Raw genomic sequence first — 20,049 nt, 5'->3', positions numbered from 1 at the left:
ATCGCCCAAGGAGCAGACGCGCGTACGGCTCGTTCTGGCGTGATGAATATGTAGCGGCATAACCATTGTGCGCCGGAGCCATAGGTGAATAATTGACTTAGATTAATAATACGGCGCTTGACCGCTGAATAGGGCCGGCTATTTGTAACCATGGCTTACAGTTGAGGGTCTTTTTGAAACATCAGATTTCCGATGTATCCGATATGGAAAACGCACAAAGAAATAGAGACAAGCCATCGACAACGATATCGCCCCGCCTGGTGGCGCGATGCCAGGCGGGGCGATGTCCAGGATGAAACGTTCGATGGGGAGGGAGAGATCTAGCCCAGCCAGGCCCGGGCATTGCGAAACAGGCGCATCCAGGCGCCGTCTTCCCGCCATTCCGCGGGCCGCCAGGCGTTGGTGACCGCCCGGGCGACCCGCTCCGGATGGGGCATCATCACCGTGACCCGGCCGTCCGGGGTGGTCAGGCCGGTGATACCCGCCGGCGAGCCGTTGGGGTTGGCCGGGTAGCGGCTGGTGACCTGGCCGTAGTTGTCCACATAGCGCAGGGCGATCTGATGGCTGCCCTGCATGGCGCGCAGATGGCCGCCGTCGCGAAACTCCGCCCGGCCCTCGCCGTGAGCCACCGCAATGGGCAGCTTTGAACCTTCCATGCCCGCCAGCAGGATCGAGGAACTCTTCTCCACCTTGACCATGGACACCCGGGCCTCGAACTGCTCCGACTCGTTGCGCACGAAATGCGGCCAGTTCTCGGTGCCGGGAATCAGCTCCCGCAGCTGAGACAGCATCTGGCAGCCGTTGCACACCCCCAGGGCGAAGTTGTCGCTGCGCTGAAAGTAGGCGGCGAACTGCTCCCGGGCCCGCGGGTTGTAGAGCGCGGACTTGGCCCAGCCGCCCCCGGCCCCCAGCACGTCGCCGAAGGAGAAGCCGCCGCAGGCCACCAGCCCCTTGAACTGCTCCAGGGTGACCCGCCCGTTGATGATATCGCTCATGTGCACGTCCACCGCCTCGAAGCCGGCGTGGTGGAAGGCCCAGGCCATTTCCACCTGGCCGTTGACCCCCTGCTCCCGCAGGACGGCGACGGTGGGCCGCGCGGAATTGACGAAGGGTGCGGTAATGTCTTCGTTCACGTCGAAGGTGGCATTCGCGGATAGGCCCGGATCGCGGCCATCCAGCAGGCCGTCGAATTCGCTCTTGGCGCAGTCCGGATTGTCTCGCAGCGCCTGCAGCCGATAGCTGGTTTCCGCCCAGGTGCGCTGGGCGCGCAGCCGGGTGGTTTCCAGAAGCGGTTCCTCGAACAGGGTGACCCGCACCTGATCATCGTAGCGAGGCCGAGCGATCACCCCGCAGGTGGCGATGCCCGCGGCGGCGAACTGGGTCAGGGTAAACTCGGTATCCTTGCGGTTGACCTGGATCACCGCGCCGAGCTCCTCCGAGAACAGCGCGCCCACCGCCTCGATGGGCTCGTCGATCAGCCAATCGAGCTTGATCTCGAGCCCGGCTCGGGCGGCGAAGGCCATCTCCAGCAGGGTAACGATCAGGCCGCCGTCGCTGCGGTCGTGATAGGCCAGCAGCTTGCCGTCCGCGTTGAGCCCCTGGATGACGCCAAAGAAGGCCTTCAGGTCTTCCGCGTCGTCCAGGTCCGGGCACTCGCTGCCCACCTGGCCGTAGACCTGGGCCAGCGCCGAGCCTCCCAGACGATTGCGGGCGCCCCCCAGGTCGATCAGGATCAGGTCGCTTTCATCCTGCCCCATGTTGATCTGCGGGGTCAGGGTCTTCATGGTATCCGTGACCGGGGCGAAACCGGTGATCGCCAACGTCAGCGGCGAGGTGACGCTCTTCTCCTCGACTTCGCCATCGGCGCCTTGCGTTTGCCAGGCGGAGCGCATGGACAGGGAATCCTTGCCCACGGGAATGGCGATGCCCAGTGCCGGGCACAGCTCCATGCCCACCGCGTGAACCGCATCGTACAGCGCCTGATTCTCACCGGGATGGGCCGCGGCGCTCATCCAGTTGGCGGAGAGCTTGATATCGCCGAGTTTCTCGATAGGCGCCGCCGCCAGATTGGTGATGGCCTCCGCCACCGCCAGCCGGGCACTGGCGGCGGGATCGATCAAGGCCACCGGAGCGCGCTCCCCCAAGGCCATGGCTTCCCCGGCACGGGTATCGAAGCTCGCGGTGGTCACGGCGACGTCCGCCACCGGCACCTGCCAGGGGCCGACCATCTGATCCCGGGCGACGAGCCCGGTGATGGAGCGATCGCCGATGGTGATCAGAAAGCTCTTGGAGGCCACCGCCGGCAGCCGCAGCACCCGATCCAGGGCCTCCCGCAGGTCCAGGTTGTCCAGGGCCACGCCGGCGCGCTCCAGGGTCCGGCGGTTGAATTCCCGCTGCATCCTGGGCGGCTTGCCGAACAGCACGCTCATGGGCAGATCCACCGGGCGGGTGGCGAAATGGCTGTCCTCGACGCTCAGATGATGCGCCTCGATCGCCTCGCCGACCACCGCATAGGGGCAGCGTTCGCGAACGCAGAGGGCGTCGAAGGTATCGAGATCTTCCGGGGCCACCGCCAGCACGTAGCGTTCCTGGGCCTCGTTGCACCAGATTTCCAGCGGGCTCATGCCCGGCTCCGCGCTGGGCACCTGGCGCAGCTCGAAGGCACCGCCGCGCCCGCCGTCCTTGACCAGCTCCGGCAAGGCGTTGGACAGCCCCCCGGCCCCCACGTCGTGGATGAAGCGGATCGGATTGGCATCGCCCAGAGCCCAGCAGCGGTCGATCACTTCCTGGGCGCGGCGCTCGATTTCCGGGTTGTCCCGCTGCACCGAGGCGAAGTCCAGGTCCGCGCTGGAACGCCCGGAGGCCATGCTGGAGGCGGCGCCGCCGCCCAGGCCGATCAGCATCGCCGGGCCGCCCATCACGATCAGCCTGGCCCCTACGGGAATCTCGCCCTTGGCCACGTGCTGACGGCGAATGTTGCCGTAGCCTCCGGCCAGCATCACCGGCTTGTGATAGCCGCGTCGTTCGATGCCGTCCGCGCTCAGCACGTCCTGCTCGTAGCTTCTGAAATAGCCCGCCAGGTTGGGGCGGCCGAACTCGTTGTTGTAGGAAGCGCCGCCGATGGGGCCTTCGAGCATGATGTCCAGGGCGCTCTTGATGCGCGCCGGCTTGCCGTAGTCGAAGGCCTCCCAGGGCTGCAGGAACTCGGGAATACGCAGGTTGGAGACGCTGAAGCCGGTCAGCGCCGCCTTGGGCTTGCCGCCCACGCCGGTGGCGCCCTCGTCGCGAATCTCGCCGCCGGCGCCGGTGGCGGCGCCGGGATAGGGGGCGATCGCCGTGGGATGGTTGTGAGTTTCCACCTTCATCAGGATATCGATGGGCTCCCGATGGCTGGCGTAGCCGGCGTGTCCGCCATCCTTTTCATTGGTCAAGGGCGTGGCGAAGAAACGCCCGGCCCGACTTCCCTCGATCACCGCCGCGTTGTCGCTGTAGGCGGAGAGAATCCCCTCGGGAGAGCATTCATGGGTGTGCTTGATCATGGCGAACAGGGAGCGAGGCTGAGCCTCGCCGTCGATGATCCAGTCCGCGTTGAAGATCTTGTGCCGGCAGTGCTCGGAGTTGGCCTGGGCGAACATCATCAGCTCGACGTCGCTGGGGTTGCGATCGAGTCCCTGAAAGGCGCTCATCAGGTAGTCGATCTCGTCTTCCGCCAAGGCCAGCCCCAGGGCGTCGTTGGCGACCTCCAGGGCCTTGCGCCCGCCTTCCAGCAGGTCGATCTTGCCCAGGGGCGCCGGGGACTGGTGGCGAAACAGCTTGATCGCGTCGGAGGCGTTGGCCAGCACGGTTTCCGTCATGGGATCGTGCAGGGCCGCGACGATGGCGTAAAAGGCGGCTTCCTGAAGGGTGCCGTCGAGCTTGATGCGATAGGCGATACCGCGCTCGATGCGTTTGATCCGATCGAGGCCGCAGTTGCGGGCGATCTCCGTGGCCTTGGAGGACCAGGGGGACTGAGTGCCCAGGCGCGGCACTACCAGGAAGAGATGGCCTTCTCGAGGGCTGTCCGCCCGGCGTGTCGGGCCGTAGTCCAGCAGGCGCTCGAGTACCGCTATCGCTTGATCGTCAAGTTCGTCCTGATGATCGATAAAATGCACGTAGTCGGCGCCGAGGCTTTCCACCTCGGGCACCTGGGCCTTCAGGGCGGCCAATAGCCTGGCATGACGAAAATCGGAAAGAGCGGGCGCGCCTCGCAGTTCGAGCATATCGATCCAGCCTCTGAAGAACGAAAGGTGTTGGCCGCGCGGCGAGTCGTGGACGACAGGTCGTGAAAGGGCTCGCCGCGGGCATCGGCAAAGGGCCACCAATGATACTGGAAAGCCGGGGGCAAGCGAAATTGCGTTGGTGACAGCCGGCGGCTCGCTCGCTATCGTGACAATCCTGCCAGCCACTCGTGCCGCCATGTACAGACTCTTCGCCCATCTGCGCCGTCATGCCCGCTGGTACCTGCTGCTGGGTAGCGTCGTCGCGTTGACCCTAGTGCCTTACTGGCAGCAGGCTTATCGCAATCCTCAGCTCGAGAGGATCGCGTCCCGTGATTTCCTGACCATGGTGACCCGTAACGCCCCGACCATTTATTATCAGGGGCGCAACGGCCCCTCGGGTTTCGATTACGAGCTGATGCGCCGCTTCGCGGATTATCTGGGGGTCAGCCTGGCAGTGGAAGTGGAGGACAACATCGCCGCCGTGGTGCGGGCGGTCACATCCGGCAAGGGCGACATCGGCGCCGCCGCCCTGCCCCTGCAGACGGCCCAGGAAGATATCCACTACAGCCAGCCGATCCTCAACCTGCAGCCGCTGGTGATCTATCGCCGGGGGCTTCCCCCGGTGCGCGAGATCGAGGATCTGATCGGCAAGAAGCTGGGGATCATTCACGATTCCGGCATCGGGGAGCTGTTGCGACAGCTGCAGCAGGACTGGCCGGCGCTGGGCTGGCGCGAGGCGGCGGAACTGGAGGTGGCGGATCTCCTGCAGCGGGTGGAGGACGGACGGCTGGATGCGGCGGTGGTCTACCGGCATCAGTTCAAGCTCAATCGCCTGTTCTTCCCCGGGGTCGAGGATGGCTTTCCCCTCGGCGAACCGCTCAGCATGGCCTGGGTGTTCGATGCCGGACAAGGCATCGGCCTGCAGCGGGAAGCCAATCGATTTCTGGATGAAATGCGTCGCGACGGCGTTCTCGACGCCCTGTTCGAGCGTTATTTCGGTCACGACGACTACCTGGAATACGTGGGGGCCCGCACCTTCATCCAGCAGGCCAACGCCAGGCTCGAGGATTACGCGGACCTGTTTCGTCAGGCGGCCCGGGATACCGGTTTCGACTGGAAGCTGCTGGCGGCGGTGGGCTATCAGGAGTCTCACTGGAACCCCACGGCGACCTCCCCTACCGGGGTGCGCGGACTGATGATGCTGACCAACCCTACCGCCAAGGAAGTCGGCGTCACCAATCGTCTCGACGCGGCCCAGAGCATCGACGGCGGCGCGCGCTATCTGCGCGGGATCCTGGACCGGCTGCCCGAGAGCATTACCGGCGACGACCGCCTGTGGATGGCCCTGGCCGCCTACAACGTGGGCCTGGGCCATCTGTACGACGCCCGGCGCCTGGCCAGGCAGCGCGGCAAGAACCCGGACCGCTGGACGAACGTTCGCGAAGCCCTGCCGCTGCTGCAGAAACGCCAGTGGTACGAACAGACCCGCCACGGCTACGCGCGAGGCGGCGAGCCGGTCATCTACGTGCGCAACATCCGCCGCTACTACGAGATTCTCGACTATCTGGAACGCAGCCAGCGCCAGTACTATCAGTTGGAGGATCGCCCCGTGGAAATTTCCGACAATCTGCCGGAAGACGGTCATTTCGATGTGGTGGAACCGGTGTTATAAGGCGCGGAACCGGTATTATAAGGAGTGGAATCGGTGTCCCGGTTGCCCTGCCGGCGACGCTCGACGAAGAAATCCCGCAGCAGCCGCTGGGACTGTCCCGCCAGTATTCCGCCCTCGACTTCCACCTGATGATTGAACCAGGGCTGAGCGAACAGGTTGGCCCGGGATTCCGCCATGCCCGTGGCTGGCTCCGGGGCGCCATAGACCAGCCGCGCGATGCGGGCGTGGATGATGGCGCCGGTGCACATCAGGCAAGGCTCCAGGGTGACGAAGAGGGTGCAGCCGCTCAGTCGATAATTGGCGAGATGCGCCGCGGCGGCGCGCAGGGCGAGAATTTCCGCGTGGCCGCTGGGATCGTGGCGGGAGATCGGCGCATTGTGCGCCGCACCGATGATCTCTCCCGCCGGGTTCACCACTACCGCGCCGATGGGCACTTCCGCGGCGGCGCTCGCCAGACGGGCCTGATCCAGCGCCCGGTGCATGTAATAGCCGTCGCTACGCATGGCGGCGTTCACCGGCTGTGCGGAAAAAATGAAACGCGCGTATGATCATGGTCTGGCGAGATAACCTTTTATCGACAAGTCCGGGATTCAATGATGGCACAAGAAGCACTCGACAATCTGGTCGCCCTGCTGGGGCTGGAACGCCTGGAAGAATATCTGTTTCGCGGCCGTAGCCAGGACCTCGGCTTTCCCCAGCTCTACGGTGGCCAGGTGCTCGGCCAGGCGCTTTCCGCCGCCACTCAGACCCTCGACAGCTCGCGTCGCGCCCATTCCCTGCACGGCTACTTCCTGCACCCCGGGGATGCCAAGCAGCCGGTCATCTATCAGGTGGACCCGGTGCGGGACGGCGGCAGCTTCACCACCCGGCGGGTCAGCGCCATTCAGCATGGCAGAACGATCTTCTTCTGCAGCGCCTCCTTTCATGGTGAGGAAGAAGGCCTGGCCCACCAGCTCGCCATGCCCGGGCTCGAGAACCCGGAGGACCTGGTCGCCGCCGGCGCCAAGGTACAGCGATTCAAGGGCCATCCCGTCGAACTGCTGTATCACCTCGATGATCCGGGCAACGGCCGGGAGCTGCCGCCGCGCCAGCGCATCTGGTTCCGCCTGAAGGGCGAGCTCTCGGCGGACGAAAATCTCAACCGCTACCTGCTGGCCTACAGCTCCGACTTCAACCTGCTGGCCACTTCCCTGATCGCCCATGGCGTGAACTTCACCAATCCGCGGCTGCAGATCGCCAGCCTGGATCATGCGATATGGTTTCATCAGCATCCGCAGGTCAACGACTGGCTGCTCTACGATCTGGACAGCCCCTGGGCCGGCGGCGCTCGCGGCTTTGCCCGGGGCAGTATCTACGACCGCCAGGGCCGCCTGATCGCCTCGACGGCCCAGGAAGGACTGATTCGAATGCGCGAACCCAGGCGCTAAACGTGCCTGTGCAATCCGTCAGAAGTAGCGTGCCCCAAAGGTCGCCAGCCGCCTGCCGCTGGCATCGAACAGCTCCAGCCGCTCGCCCTGAACTTTCCAGCTAGCGGTGGCGTTGAGCGCATCCAGGAAGGTGCGCTCGGTTTCCATATCCGGGCAAGCCATCATGGTGGTGGCCATCTGCTCGAAACTGAGCTGCTGCTCGTCCTGCTGGTAGTTGCCCTTGAGAACGTTACATCCGGAATACCCCGAGACCCACTGATTGTCCCGACGCAGCAGGATGCTGGGCTCGCGCTGCCCCTCCCCTACCGTGACCTGCTCGCCCGCCAGGCTCATCAGCTTCCAGTAGGTATTGGTCAGGGTCACGTCCGGTTTGGTCGTCACCTCGCCCCCATCGTTGTCCGATTGCTGAGACGGCGTACCGGCGCAACCGGCCAGCATCGACAGTAGAAAGGCAAACACCGCCACGCGACGGAAATTCATCATCAGGATTTCTCCAAGATACATAAGGGCATGCATGGTAACCGATTCCCCCGCCCGACCTGTAGCCGGGGGTAGAAGGCACCGGCATTTATCATTATCATCTGAGCCCTCTCCTCCTGCCGGTGTAGCTCAGTTGGTAGAGCAGCGCATTCGTAATGCGAAGGTCGTAGGTTCGACTCCTATCACCGGCACCAGGCAGCGTCGTGCTGAAGCACGGCTCCTGCCAGCGACTTCATGCATGACCTCCGCTACCGAATCTCCCTGTCCTTGGCGGCAAAGGCCAGCAGAATCAGCATGATGCCGTTCATCAGCAGCTCGATGGCGAGAAACAGGCCGATCACCCACTCTCCGGACTGAGGCCACTGGGCGAAGATCATCCAGGCCAGCAGCAGTCCCACGAATCCGGTCAGCATGGGCCACAGGGTATTGGCGGCGCCACGGAGCTGCCAGGCGAGCAGCAGTCGCAGCACCGCCACCAGGCCGATGAAGATGGCGATGACCAGCGTCAGCGCCGAGGACGCGCCGGCGGGGTTGAGAATGGCGTAAAGCCCCAGTAGCGCATAGATCAGCCCCATCGCCAGAAAGACCAGGCTGCGGGTCAAGCCTGAACTACGAAAGGCCTGAAGAATCTGTATCAAGCCCGCCAGCAGCATCATGATGCCGAACCACATCACCCCGGCCAGGGTGAACAGGCCGACCGCGCCGAGCCCCAAGGCGCCGAGCAGGGCAAAGACGACACCGACGACCAGCAGTTCCTTCCAGTGTCCGGCTAGATGGTCCAGCAATGGATTACGGGGGCGAAGCGCCATGATAACTACCTCCTGTAGGGATTTATCCTGAGAAGCCATGCCATACCCTAGCCTAACGCTCGTCGACAGGCTTGGCGAGGTGTCTTCGAGAAGCCAGGCCCGACGGACAACGTAATTTTTCAGAACTGATCACTTGGGTTATTGCACTGCAGCACGGAGCGGCGTAAGACTGGGGGTACTCGATTCGCATCTCGCGGTTCGGCAACGCTCATGGAGAGCAGAATGCGTAAGCAAATCCGTATGTCCACCATGGTTCCCATGTCGCCTAACGCCATGTTCGATGTCTGGAAACTGAGCACCATGGCCCTGGAAATGTGGGCCACGGCATTTTCGACAATCAACGCACGCACGGACCTGTGGCAAACCCAGTCGCCCTTCGACCCGAAGATGATGCTGGAAAATCAACGCATGGTGATGGAGAAACTCGCGGCAAGTTGGGAAGTCGGCACTCAGATGCAGAAGGCCTGGATGAACATGCTCGGCGGCGGCCGAATGACGCCTTGGTGGACCACGGGTCAACGCACCCTGAAGCCGCTGCACAAGCGCACTACCGCCAACGCCAGACGTCTTTCGAAATAGCTTTTTGAAATAGCCTCTTTCGAGGTAGCGCTGGCGGATTAATTATCCGGCACCTGAGCCAGCCTCTATCCCGAGTCAGTCCTGCTGCATGTCCAGCAGCAGGGCATCGTCGACTTCGGCGATTTCCAGCGGTGTGTCGTTGTCCAGGTCGATGGCCAGGTAGCTGTGCTCGACGCTCAGGAAGCGCTGGAACAGTCCCCAGTCGAGGCTTTCCGGCCACTGAAGTTCGTCTTCCTCCCAGGCGCGCAGTTCCGACTCGAGCACATCCAGATAACGCTCGCGCACGAAGGTTTCCAAGGCGTCCTGGGTCTCCATCTCGGGAATCAGATAGACGGTGCTTTCCCGGCTGACGTCGTCGAGGGTCAGATCATCGTCGCCGACGGTGGGCGCCAGGGAGTTGACCCAGTCCACGAAGTCCTGGGTGGGCTTGACGCTCAGAGCGGAGCGGTTGAGCAGTTTCATCGGACTTTCTCCTCGACGGACGTTTCGCGACCTGGAAACGTCGATCATTATGGTCACTCACCGCGACTCTTACCAATTTATTCCGCCGCTTCCTCTCGAGCTGCTCGCGCGGCCTACTCTGTTTCCGGACGCATCGCCGGAAAAAGCAGCACATCGCGGATCGAGGGGCTGTCCGTGAACAGCATCACCAGCCGATCGATGCCGATGCCTTCCCCGGCGGTAGGCGGCAGGCCGTATTCCAGGGCGCGCACATAGTCCGCGTCAAAGTACATGGCTTCCAGGTCGCCGGCGTCCTTTTCCGCCACCTGGGCCCTGAAACGCTCCACCTGGTCTTCCGCGTCGTTGAGCTCGGAGAAGCCGTTGGCGATTTCCCGGCCGCCGACGAAGAACTCGAAGCGGTCGGTGACGAAGGGATTGGCGTCGTTGCGCCGGGCCAGAGGACTGACTTCCGCGGGATATTCGGTGATGAAGGTCGGCTGATCGAGCCTGGGCTCGGCGACTGCCTCGAAGATCTCCGTCTGCAGCTTGCCCAGGCCCCAGCTCTCCTTGACGGGAATGCTCAGGCGCTTGCATAGCGCGCGCGCTGACTCGAGGCTATCCAGGTCGCTTTCCTGAATATTCTCGCCATGCTCGAGAATCGCCTGGCGCAGGGTCAGCCGGGCGAAGGGGCGGGATAGGTCGTACTCGGTGCCTTGATAGGTCAGAACCAGGTCACCCAATACCTCACTGGCGACCTGACGCAGCATTTCCTCGGTCAAGTCCAGCAGGTCGCGATAGTCCGCGTAGGCCCAGTAGAACTCGAGCATGGTGAATTCGGGATTGTGCCGGGTGGACAGGCCTTCGTTCCTGAAGTTGCGGTTGATCTCGAAAACCCGCTCGAACCCACCCACCACTAGGCGCTTGAGATAGAGCTCCGGCGCCACCCGCAGATACATGTCCATACCCAGGGCGTTGTGATGAGTGACGAAGGGCCGTGCGGTGGCCCCGCCGGGAATGCGTTGCAGCATCGGGGTTTCCACTTCCATGAAGCCGCGGGCCTCGAAGAAGCGACGAATCGCCGAGATGATGCCGGCGCGTACCTCGAAGACCCGGCGGGATTGGGGATTCATGATCAGGTCCACGTAGCGCTGACGATAGCGCGCTTCCATGTCCGTCAGGCCGTGGAACTTGTCCGGCAGCGGACGCAGGCTCTTGGTGAGCAGCTGCGCCTCCTGCATCATCACGTAGAGATCGCCCTTGCCGGACTTGTGCACCGGCCCCCGGGCGCCGACGATATCGCCGATGTCCCAGCCCTTGACCTCCTCGAGCACCTCCGGCGCCAGGCCCTTCTTGTCCAAGTAGAGCTGGATCTGCCCGGACACGTCCTGGATGACGATAAAGGGCCCGCGCTTTCTAAGGATGCGCCCGGCCACCGCCGCCTGGCGACCCAGCGCTTCCAGCTCGGTCTTCTCCTTGTCGCCGAGTTCCGCCTGCAGCTCCGCCGCCAGGCTGTCCCGGCGAAAGTCGTTGGGAAAGGCGCTCCTGCCGAGACCGGCGGCTCGCTCACGGTTGGCGGCGAGCTTGGCGCGGCGCTCCGCGATCAGATGGTTCTCGTCCTGCTGGGTCTGGTCCTGGTTGGCCATGTCACTACCTGTCTAGAAATTTGAGCGGAGAGCCGTGGCCTACAGGCCTTGCTTCAAACTGGCTTCGATAAACTGATCCAGATCCCCATCCAGCACTCGATCGCAGTTGCTGGTCTGCACCCCGGTACGCAGGTCCTTGATGCGCTGGTCGTCGAGCACGTAGGAGCGGATCTGGCTGCCCCAGCCGATATCCGCCTTGCTGTCCTCCGCCTGCTGCTTGGCGGCGTTGCGCTTCTCCATTTCGTGCTCGTAGAGCCTCGCCTTGAGCTGCTTCATGGCGAAGTCGCGGTTGGCGTGCTGGCTGCGCTGGCTCTGGCAGGCCACCACGATGCCGGTGGGCTCGTGGGTGATGCGCACTGCGGAATCCGTGGTGTTGACGTGCTGGCCGCCGGCGCCGCTGGAGCGGTAGGTGTCCGTACGCAGATCCGCCGGATTGATATCCACCTCGAAGCTGTCGTCGATTTCCGGGGAAAGGAACACGGAGGCAAAGGAGGTATGGCGGCGCCCGCCGGAATCGAAGGGACTCTTGCGTACCAGCCGATGCACGCCGGTCTCCGTGCGCAGCCAGCCGAAGGCGTGATCGCCCTGGATATGGATCGTCGCGGACTTGATGCCCGCCACGTCGCCGGCGGAGAGTTCGACGATATCCGTCTTGAAGCCATGATGCTCCGCCCAGCGCAGATACATGCGTAGCAGCATGTTGGCCCAGTCCTGTGCCTCGGTGCCGCCGGAGCCGGCCTGAATGTCGAGATAGGCGTTGTTCTCGTCCATCTCGCCGGAAAACATGCGCCGGAACTCGAGTTTTTCCAGGGACCGGTCCAGACCGTCCAACTCCTTCTCGACCTCCGCGACGGTCGCCTCGTCGTCTTCCTCCGCCGCTAGCTCGAGCAGATCGGCGTTGTCGGAAAGCCCCTGGTCCAGCTCGTCGATGGTGGCGACGATCTGCTCCAGGCTCGAGCGCTCCTTGCCGAGTTTCTGGGCGTAGGCCGGGTCGTTCCAGATGTCCGGATTCTCGAGTTCGCGGGTGACCTCCTCTAGCCGATCCTTGCGTTCGGCATAGTCAAAGGTACCCCCTCAGGACGTCTGTCCGCTGGGACAGGTCCTTGATGCGTTGGGTCAGCGGGTTGATTTCCAGCATGGTGATCCTTGGAAAAGCACAAATGAATTAATGAATCAGGGCGACGTATTGTAGCCAACAAGCCGCGTAGCGTCACGGCGGCGGCGAATAAGGCTCGGGGACTAGACTTTTCCCTTGCGAGGATGAGACATTTTGATCGAACAAGCCCGTTAATCGCTTATAACAAGTTCGCTAACCGCTTACATCAACCCCGTGAATCGCTTTAAACAACGACAACTCACTGCGAAGGGAAATTGCATGCGCCATCTACGATCCACCTTGCTGGCGGGTTTGACCACCGGGTTGAGCGTCGTCCTGCTCAGCGGCCCGCTGCAGGCCCAGACCCTGGATATCGGGGTAATGGGCGAACTCGCCTCCTTCGATACCTCCCAGGTGTCCGGCGGCGTCTGGGAATCCCAGGTGCTGATGGACGTCTACGAAGGGCTGGTCAAGAAGGCGCCGGACGGCGAGATCCTGCCGGGCATGGCCACGGACTGGGAGGTCTCCGAAGACGGCAGGATCTACACCTTCCATCTGCGCGAGGGCGCCAAGTGGTCCGACGGGGAGCCGGTCACCGCGGAGGATTTCGTGTTCGGCTGGCAGCACATGCTGGACCCGCAGAACGCCTCCAAGTACGCCTATATGCTTTATCCAGTGGTCAATGCCGAGGCGGTCAACGTCGGCGACAAGCCCCTGGATGCCCTGGGGGTCGAATCCCTGGAGGACGGCAAGGTCTTTCAGGTCACCCTCAACGCCCCGACCCCCTACTTCATCCAACTGCTGACCCACTACACCGCCTACCCGGCGCCGAAGCACAGCGTGGAAGAATACGGCGATGCCTGGGTAAAGCTCGACAACATCGCCACCAACGGCGCCTTCACGCCCACCCAGTGGATTTCCCAGTCCCGTATCACCGCGGTCAAGAACTCGGAATACTACGACGCGGCGGAGGTCAGTCTGGACCAGGTCAACTACCACACCACGGAAGACCGCAACGCCGGTATCTCGCGCTTTCGTGCCGGGGAGATCGATATCCTGCGGGATTACCCTTCCAGCCGCTATCAGTGGCTGAAGGACAACCTGCCGGACGCCACCCACATGGCGCCCTATCTGGGTTCCTACTACTACGTGCTCAACCACCGCGAGGGTCGCCCCACCGCGGACAAGCGGGTGCGGGAAGCGCTTAACCTGGCGGCCCGGCGCAACGTGCTCTCCGAGCAGATCATGGCCGGCACTTTTTTGCCGTCGCTCTCCTTCGTGCCCCAAGGCACGGACAATTACGACGTCCAGGAGATGAAGCTTGGTGGCGATGACATGAACGCGCGCATGGCCAAGGCCAAGCAGCTGCTCGAGGACGCCGGCTACGGACCAGGCAACCCCCTGACGCTGCGGCTTCGCTACAACACTTCCGACGAGCACAAGAAGATCGCCGTGGCCATGGCCGCCATGTGGCGCCCGCTCGGAATCAACGTCGAGATGATCAATTCCGAGGCCACGGTGCACTATCAGACCATTCAGCAGGGCGACTTCGACGTGGCCCGAGCCGGCTGGATCGCCGACTACAACGACGCGGAGAATTTTCTGACCCTGCTCAAGTCCGGCGTAGGCAACAACTACGGCGCCTATTCCAACCCGGAATACGATGCCCTGCTGGACGAGGCCGCTACCACCCTGGACGCGGAAGAGCGCGAGAAGCTTCTCGAGCAGGCGGAACAGCTGGCCCTGGACGACTACGCCCTGGTGCCGCTGCTCTACTACGTCTCGCGCAACCTGGTCAATCCCGCCCTGGACGGCTGGGAGGACAACGTCTCCGACGACCACCCATCGCGCTGGATCAGCATCGAGCAGTAAGCCCCAGGGTTTCTTTCTCTAACGCCCCGTGCCCACGCCGCCTTTCCGGCGTGGGCAAACGAGATAGCGCATGTTGACCTATACCCTCAAGCGCCTGCTGATGGCGATTCCCACCCTGCTGATCGTGATCACGATCTCGTTCTTCCTGATGCGCATCGCCCCGGGTGGCCCCTTCGACGGCGAGCGCCGGCTTCCGCCGCAGATCGAGGCCAACCTGAAGGCCGCCTACCATCTCGACGAGCCTCTGCCCATGCAGTACCTGCGCTACATGGGCAACCTGCTGCAGGGGGATTTCGGACCTTCCTTCAAGTACAAGGACTTCTCCGTCACGGACCTGATCGCCCAGGGCTTTCCGGTAAGCCTGGAACTGGGTTTCTGGGCCATCCTGCTGGCGCTGGTCATCGGCCTGCCGCTGGGGGTGATCGCGGCGCTCAAGCGCAACTCCGCCGTGGATCATGCGGTGATGGGAGTGGCCCTGGCGGGTATCGCCGTGCCCAACTTCGTCATCGCGCCAATCCTGGCGCTGGTGTTCGGCGTCATCCTCGCCTGGCTACCGGTGGGGGGCTGGAACGGCGGCGCCTGGCAGAACATGGTGCTGCCGGTGATCGCCCTGGCGATCCAGCAGATCGCCTATCTGGCGCGCATGATGCGCGCCTCGATGATCGAGGTGCTGGGCAGCCATTTCATTCGCACCGCCCGGGCCAAGGGGCTCTCGGAAACCCGGGTGATCCTGGGTCACGCCCTGCGCCCGGCGCTGCTGCCGGTGCTTTCCTATCTGGGACCGGCCATCGCCGGCATCATCACCGGCTCCGTGGTCATCGAGCAGATCTTCGGCATCCCGGGCATCGGCCGCTACTTCGTTCAGGCGGCGCTGAATCGGGATTACACCCTGGTGATGGGCACGGTGGTGTTCTACGGAGCGCTGATCGTGCTGCTCAACCTGGTGGTCGATCTGCTCTACTCCGCCCTTGATCCGCAAATTCGCTACGACGACTGACCGCCATGACTATCGACACCACTGCCCATCGAGATCAGCCCGTCCCCGCCGGCGGCCCCAACCCGCCGGAGGCGCCGGTACCCACCGCCGGTCAGAGCCTGGGGTGGGAGGCCTGGCGTCGGCTCAAGCAGAACAAGGCGGCCATGTTCAGCCTGTGGCTGCTGGTCATCATTTCCCTGGCCTGCGTGGTCGGTCCGTATCTGCTGCCCTGGGGTCTGGCGGAGGTCGACTGGAACGCCTTCACCGCTCCGCCGACGCTGGAAGGCGGCCATTATCTCGGCACCGACGCCAACGGCCGCGACCTGCTGGCGCGCACGCTGTACGGCGGTCGCGTCTCGCTATCCGTGGCCCTGGTGGCCACCCTGGTAAGCCTGGTGATCGGCGTGCTCTACGGGGCAGTCTCCGGCTATCTGGGCGGGCGCACGGACAACCTGATGATGCGTTTCGTCGACATCATGTACTCGCTGCCTTTCATGTTCCTGGTGATTCTGCTGATGGTGGTGTTCGGGCGCAACATCCTGCTGATCTACGCCGCCATCGGCGCGGTGGAATGGCTCGACATGGCGCGTATCGTGCGCGGCCAGACCCTGGCGCTCAAACGCCGGGAATTCGTCGAGGCCGCCCACGCCCTGGGAGTCAAGGATCGCACCATCATCACCCGGCACATGATTCCCAACGCCATCGGCCCGGTGATCATCTACGTCACCCTGACCGTGCCCAAGGTGATTCTGCTGGAGAGCTTCCTGTCGTTTCTCGGCCTCGGCGTGCAGGAGCCGCTGACCAGCTGGGGGGTACTGATCAGCGAGGGCACGGACATGATGCAGAGCGCCCCCTGGATGCTGCTGGTGCCGGCGGTCTTCCTGGCGCTGACCCTGTTCTGTCTGAACTTTCTCGGCGACGGGCTGCGTGACGCCCTTGACCCCAAGACTCGCTAGGAATCCATCATGACCACTCCCCTACTCGAGATCGACGACCTGTGCGTCGACTTCCAGCTGCCGGACGGCGACGTTCCCGCGGTCAAGAACGTCAGCCTGAGGGTCAAGGAAGGTGAGACCCTGGCCCTGGTGGGCGAATCCGGCTCCGGCAAGTCCGTGACCAGCACCGCCATCCTGCGGCTGCTGCCGGAGCTGGCTCGGGTGCGAGGGGCGATTCGCTTCCGAGGCGAAGACCTGCTGCAAGTGCCTAGCCGGCGCATGCGCGAACTGCGAGGTAACCAAATAGCCACGGTGTTCCAGGAGCCGATGACCTCGCTTAACCCACTGCATCGCATCGGTGATCAGATCAAGGAAGTGCTGCGCCTGCATCGGGGCCTGCGTGGAGCGAAGGCCAGAGCCAAGGTGATCGACCTGCTTGACCAGGTGGGCATTCCCGAACCGCAGCGCCGGATAACCAGCTATCCCCATGAGCTCTCCGGCGGCCAGCGCCAGCGGGTGATGATCGCCATGGCGCTGGCCTGCGAGCCGCAGCTGTTGATCGCCGATGAACCCACCACGGCGCTAGACGTTACCGTGCAGGCACAGATCCTGACCCTGCTCAAGGACCTGCAGCGCCGCTACGGCATGGCAATCCTGTTCATCACCCACGATCTGGGCATCGTGCGCCATTTCGCCGACCGGGTCTGCGTGATGCGCCGTGGTGAGCTGCTCGAACAGGGGCGAACCCAGGACGTCTTTGCCTCGCCCAAACACGACTACACCCGGGCGCTGATCGATGCGGAGCCCAGCGGCAGCAAGGCGCCGGTAGCCGAGAACAGCCCTATCCTGCTGGAAGCCAGCGATCTGCGGGTGCGCTTTGCCATCAAGCGCCGGCTGTTCGGAGCCAACGAGTATTTCGAGGCGGTGCGCGGCATCGACGTTACCCTGAAGCGCGGTCAGACCCTGGGCATCGTCGGCGAGTCCGGCTCCGGCAAGTCGACCTTGGGCCGAGCGCTTTTGCGTCTGCTGGAAAGTCAGGGGAAAATTCGTTTCGACGACACCGATATCGGCCATCTGGACGCCGCGGCCATGAGGCCGATTCGCAAGCGCATGCAGGTGGTCTTCCAGGATCCCTTCGGTTCCCTGTCGCCGCGGCTGACCGTGGGGGAAATCATCGGCGAGGGCCTGCGGGTGCATCATCCGGAGTACAAGCGCGCGGAACGGGATCAACGGGTGCAGCAGGCTCTCGAGGAAGTGGCCCTGGACCCGGCCATGCGCCAGCGCTACCCCCACGAGTTTTCCGGCGGCCAGCGCCAGCGCATCGCCATCGCCCGGGCGCTGGTGCTGCAGCCGGAATTCCTGCTGCTGGACGAGCCCACCTCGGCGCTGGACCGCTCCGTGCAGGCCACGGTGATCGAACTGCTGCGGGAGCTGCAGCGCAGGCACAGCCTCACCTACCTGTTTATCAGCCACGACCTGGCGGTGGTACGGGCGCTGGCGGACAGCGTGCTGGTGATGAAAGAGGGCCGAGTGGTGGAACAAGGCACCACCCAGGAATTGTTCGATCATCCCCGGGAAGCCTATACCCGGGAGCTGATGCGGGCAGCCTTCCTGGGCGAGGCGGCATAAAGAAGACCTGCTTACTGATGGTGCAGTTTTTCCAGCGCGGCGCTGGCGAGAAACGCCGAGCGGCTCTTGACCCCGTGCAGGCTCACGTATTCATCGATCTGGCGGATAACGATACCGGGCAGCGTGACGTTGACCTTTTCCGTCTTGCCAAGATAAGGCGTGACGTCGATATAGATGATGCCCCAGCCCCAGCCAGCAAACTCAGGGTTCTGACGGTGTTTGTCGATATTCCCCGGAACGGGAATCGGCTCACCGGCGGCAGCCAGCTCCTCGAGTTGAATATGCGCCACTTCGACGGCAGCTTCGTAAGCCTGCTCGACAGTGTCGCCGGCGGTGATCGCGCCGGGAATGTCGGGAAAGACGATGCCGGTGGCGGTTTTGTCGTCACCCCACTCTATGGCGATGGGATACTGCATGTTGTCCTCCTGTCTCGACCCGACAGGACTACTTGAGTCCTGCCTGCTTTCGTATGCTGTTGACGGTGCCCTTTGGTAAATCCTTTCTCGGATGTGGAACCGGCACCGCGCCGGGGCGCTCGGGATGTTTGAATATGTGATGACTACCCGCGATGCGATCCAGCCGCCATCCTGATGCTTCCAGTTCCTTGATGAGCTGTCTGCTTTTCACCGTGCTTCCCGGCTTGTCATTTGAATTATTATAACTCCAGGTGCATATTTAATATAGTAGATAGCGTTTGGCAACAGTACAGCCAACGCCGCCCGGACGAGCTTCTTCCGGCGCTCCACTGCCGGCAAAATCGCCGACAAAAAACCCGGCCTCGGGGGCTAATGCCAGTCAGTTAAGCCTACCTTCAATAAGCTGATCATGAGACCTTCCCCTGTCAGTCACACCGACACGGGAAGGTCCATGCATTTCAGCGACGCCATTGATGCCATTGCCAAGGCAGTACCCGACGATTTCTCCAGTCTCTCCGAGGTGCTGTCGCCCGAGTTGATCGACACCTGTCTTGAAGAAGCCGGCGTGGCCACACTGCGTAAGCGTCGCCTGCCGTTGGACATGGTGGTCTGGGCGGTTGTCGGGATGGCCTTGTTTCGGCATATCCCGATGGGGCAGATCGTCAATCACCTCGATATCATGCTGCCTGGCAAGCGCCCCTTCGTCGCGCCCAGCGCCGTGGTGCAGGCGCGCCAACGGCTGGGGATCGAACCGGTCAAATGCGTCTTCGAGCAGACCCAGGCGCTGTGGCACCAGCAGACGCCACATCCTCACTGGTGCGGGCTGACGCTGCTGGGCGTCGATGGCGTGGTCTGGCGCACCCCCGACTCGCCCGAGAATCAGGCGGCTTTCGCGCGCACGCGCAATGCCTGGGGGGAAGCGAGTTATCCGCAGATTCGCATGGTGTGCCAGAGGGAGCTGACCAGCCATCTGCTGACGGGCTCCGCCTTCGACAGCGTGGCGAGTAGTGAAATGGAGCTGACCACTCAGCTCATTGGCAGCACCCCAGATCACTCCCTGACCCTGTTTGATCGTGGATTCTACTCACTGGGTCTGCTGCATGCCTGGCAGAACGCCGGCGAGCAGCGCCATTGGCTGATGCCGCTGAAGAAGGGAACGCAATATCAGGAAGAGCGCTCGCTAGGCCGACAAGACCGCCTGGTGGCCCTGACCGCCTCCCCTCAGGCCCGCAAGAAATGGCCGGACTTGCCGCCGACGATGATGATGGCACGTCTGTTACGTCGCAAGGTGAATGGCAAGGAGGTCCAGATCCTGACCTCGATGACCGACCCGCTGCGCTTTCCGGCGGCGGAGATCGTCGATCTCTACCGCCACCGCTGGGAAATCGAACTGGGCTACCGGGAAATGAAGCACTCCCTGTTAGGCAACCGCCTGACGCTGCGTAGCCGCACCCCGGAGATGGTCTTCCAGGAGCTTTGGGGCACCTTGCTGGCCTACAACCTGATCCGCTTTCAGATGGCCCGCATGGCCTATAAACCTGGAGGCCGTGCACCCGAACCAACTCAGCTTTCATCAGGCCGCTCACTGGATCATCAAGGAACTGACGATACTGCCTTGGGTCTCGCCGGGGCGCGTGCCTGGCGTGATTCAGTCGATGATGGAGATGGCACCTTCCTTCGTCCTGCCTGAACGACGCGAACGCTCTTACCCTCGCTCGGTCAGGCAGCGACCACAGAAATATCCCACTAAGAAAAATGCCAGTCAGCGTTAACTGACTGGCATTAGGCCTCGGGGGCCGGGTAAAGCACACTCGA

At 63.2% G+C, this 20,049-nt stretch carries 16 protein-coding genes, 1 tRNA gene and 1 pseudogene; 9 read left to right on the top strand and 9 right to left on the bottom strand.

The annotated features are described in order from the left end of the window. Positions 1 to 320 precede the first annotated feature (320 nt). Positions 321 to 4,259, bottom strand: coding sequence for a phosphoribosylformylglycinamidine synthase (gene purL, locus FGL86_RS07880; RefSeq protein ID WP_147184055.1), 3,939 nt, complete (start codon positions 4,257 to 4,259; stop codon positions 321 to 323). A 196-nt stretch (positions 4,260 to 4,455) separates the two neighbouring features. Here purL and mltF point away from each other — a divergent pair, with 196 nt between their 5' ends. Beyond that, positions 4,456 to 5,931: a membrane-bound lytic murein transglycosylase MltF gene (mltF, locus tag FGL86_RS07875; RefSeq protein WP_147184054.1), complete on the top strand. Its 1,476-nt coding sequence runs from the start codon at positions 4,456 to 4,458 to the stop codon at positions 5,929 to 5,931. On the opposite strand, the gene tadA is transcribed toward mltF, so the two are convergent. Continuing rightward, positions 5,901 to 6,434, bottom strand: coding sequence for a tRNA adenosine(34) deaminase TadA (gene tadA, locus FGL86_RS07870; RefSeq protein ID WP_147184053.1), 534 nt, complete (start codon positions 6,432 to 6,434; stop codon positions 5,901 to 5,903). The genes mltF and tadA overlap by 31 nt on opposite strands. Positions 6,435 to 6,527: 93 nt before the next feature. Between tadA and FGL86_RS07865 the strand changes: the two genes are divergently transcribed. Then, positions 6,528 to 7,358, top strand: coding sequence for an acyl-CoA thioesterase (locus FGL86_RS07865; RefSeq protein WP_147184052.1), 831 nt, complete (start codon positions 6,528 to 6,530; stop codon positions 7,356 to 7,358). A gap of 18 nt (positions 7,359 to 7,376) precedes the next feature. On the opposite strand, the gene FGL86_RS07860 is transcribed toward FGL86_RS07865, so the two are convergent. Beyond that, positions 7,377 to 7,874, bottom strand: coding sequence for an META domain-containing protein (locus tag FGL86_RS07860; RefSeq protein ID WP_147184051.1), 498 nt, complete (start codon positions 7,872 to 7,874; stop codon positions 7,377 to 7,379). A gap of 82 nt (positions 7,875 to 7,956) precedes the next feature. Here FGL86_RS07860 and FGL86_RS07855 point away from each other — a divergent pair. Then, a tRNA-Thr gene (locus tag FGL86_RS07855) sits at positions 7,957 to 8,032 on the top strand. A gap of 54 nt (positions 8,033 to 8,086) precedes the next feature. Here FGL86_RS07855 and FGL86_RS07850 read toward each other — a convergent pair. Next, a complete protein-coding gene (locus tag FGL86_RS07850; protein ID WP_147184050.1) occupies positions 8,087 to 8,647 on the bottom strand; it encodes an HdeD family acid-resistance protein in 561 nt (186 codons plus the stop codon). Between the two features lie 222 nt (positions 8,648 to 8,869). Between FGL86_RS07850 and FGL86_RS07845 the strand changes: the two genes are divergently transcribed. Then, entirely contained in the window at positions 8,870 to 9,226 is a 357-nt protein-coding gene (locus tag FGL86_RS07845; protein ID WP_246131766.1) for a hypothetical protein, read from the top strand. A gap of 75 nt (positions 9,227 to 9,301) precedes the next feature. Here FGL86_RS07845 and FGL86_RS07840 read toward each other — a convergent pair whose 3' ends face one another. The 3 genes from FGL86_RS07840 to prfB all read right to left on the bottom strand — a co-directional run bounded on the left by FGL86_RS07840 (position 9,302) and on the right by prfB (position 12,448). Continuing rightward, entirely contained in the window at positions 9,302 to 9,688 is a 387-nt protein-coding gene (locus FGL86_RS07840; RefSeq protein WP_147184049.1) for a hypothetical protein, read from the bottom strand. A 113-nt stretch (positions 9,689 to 9,801) separates the two neighbouring features. After that, positions 9,802 to 11,310 carry a lysine--tRNA ligase gene (gene lysS, locus FGL86_RS07835; protein WP_147184048.1) on the bottom strand — a complete coding sequence of 503 codons (1,509 nt, stop codon included), beginning with the start codon at positions 11,308 to 11,310 and terminating at the stop codon, positions 9,802 to 9,804. Positions 11,311 to 11,349: 39 nt separating this feature from the next. Then, positions 11,350 to 12,448 (bottom strand): peptide chain release factor 2 gene (gene prfB / locus FGL86_RS07830; protein ID WP_147184047.1). Its coding sequence is split into 2 segments (ribosomal slippage): positions 11,350 to 12,372 and positions 12,374 to 12,448, totalling 1,098 coding nucleotides; the frame shifts between segments, so codons are not numbered across the junction. 237 nt (positions 12,449 to 12,685) lie between these two features. Between prfB and FGL86_RS07825 the strand changes: the two genes are divergently transcribed. From FGL86_RS07825 to FGL86_RS07810, 4 genes are all read left to right on the top strand, one after another. Beyond that, positions 12,686 to 14,278 (top strand): peptide ABC transporter substrate-binding protein, encoded by a 1,593-nt coding sequence (locus FGL86_RS07825; protein WP_147184046.1) that lies wholly within the window; start codon positions 12,686 to 12,688, stop codon positions 14,276 to 14,278. 70 nt (positions 14,279 to 14,348) lie between these two features. Beyond that, positions 14,349 to 15,275, top strand: coding sequence for an oligopeptide ABC transporter permease OppB (gene oppB, locus FGL86_RS07820; RefSeq protein ID WP_147184045.1), 927 nt, complete (start codon positions 14,349 to 14,351; stop codon positions 15,273 to 15,275). Between the two features lie 5 nt (positions 15,276 to 15,280). Then, positions 15,281 to 16,210: an ABC transporter permease subunit gene (locus FGL86_RS07815; RefSeq protein ID WP_147184044.1), complete on the top strand. Its 930-nt coding sequence runs from the start codon at positions 15,281 to 15,283 to the stop codon at positions 16,208 to 16,210. Between the two features lie 9 nt (positions 16,211 to 16,219). Then, a complete protein-coding gene (locus FGL86_RS07810; protein ID WP_147184043.1) occupies positions 16,220 to 17,818 on the top strand; it encodes an ABC transporter ATP-binding protein in 1,599 nt (532 codons plus the stop codon). A gap of 11 nt (positions 17,819 to 17,829) precedes the next feature. Here FGL86_RS07810 and FGL86_RS07805 read toward each other — a convergent pair whose 3' ends face one another. Both FGL86_RS07805 and FGL86_RS07800 read right to left on the bottom strand, forming a co-directional pair. Further along, positions 17,830 to 18,234, bottom strand: coding sequence for a type II toxin-antitoxin system HicB family antitoxin (locus FGL86_RS07805; RefSeq protein ID WP_147184042.1), 405 nt, complete (start codon positions 18,232 to 18,234; stop codon positions 17,830 to 17,832). A gap of 28 nt (positions 18,235 to 18,262) precedes the next feature. After that, a complete protein-coding gene (locus tag FGL86_RS07800) occupies positions 18,263 to 18,445 on the bottom strand; it encodes a type II toxin-antitoxin system HicA family toxin (protein ID WP_147184041.1) in 183 nt (60 codons plus the stop codon). 240 nt (positions 18,446 to 18,685) lie between these two features. Here FGL86_RS07800 and FGL86_RS07795 point away from each other — a divergent pair. Continuing rightward, positions 18,686 to 20,006 (top strand): annotated as a pseudogene (locus FGL86_RS07795) (IS4 family transposase). Positions 20,007 to 20,049: the final 43 nt, after the last annotated feature.

Origin of the sequence: Pistricoccus aurantiacus, assembly GCF_007954585.1 — a bacterium.
Lineage (GTDB): Bacteria > Pseudomonadota > Gammaproteobacteria > Pseudomonadales > Halomonadaceae > Pistricoccus > Pistricoccus aurantiacus.
The sequence above is the reverse complement of the archived record's forward strand: the minus strand, read 5'-3'. Positions and strand labels throughout refer to the sequence as shown.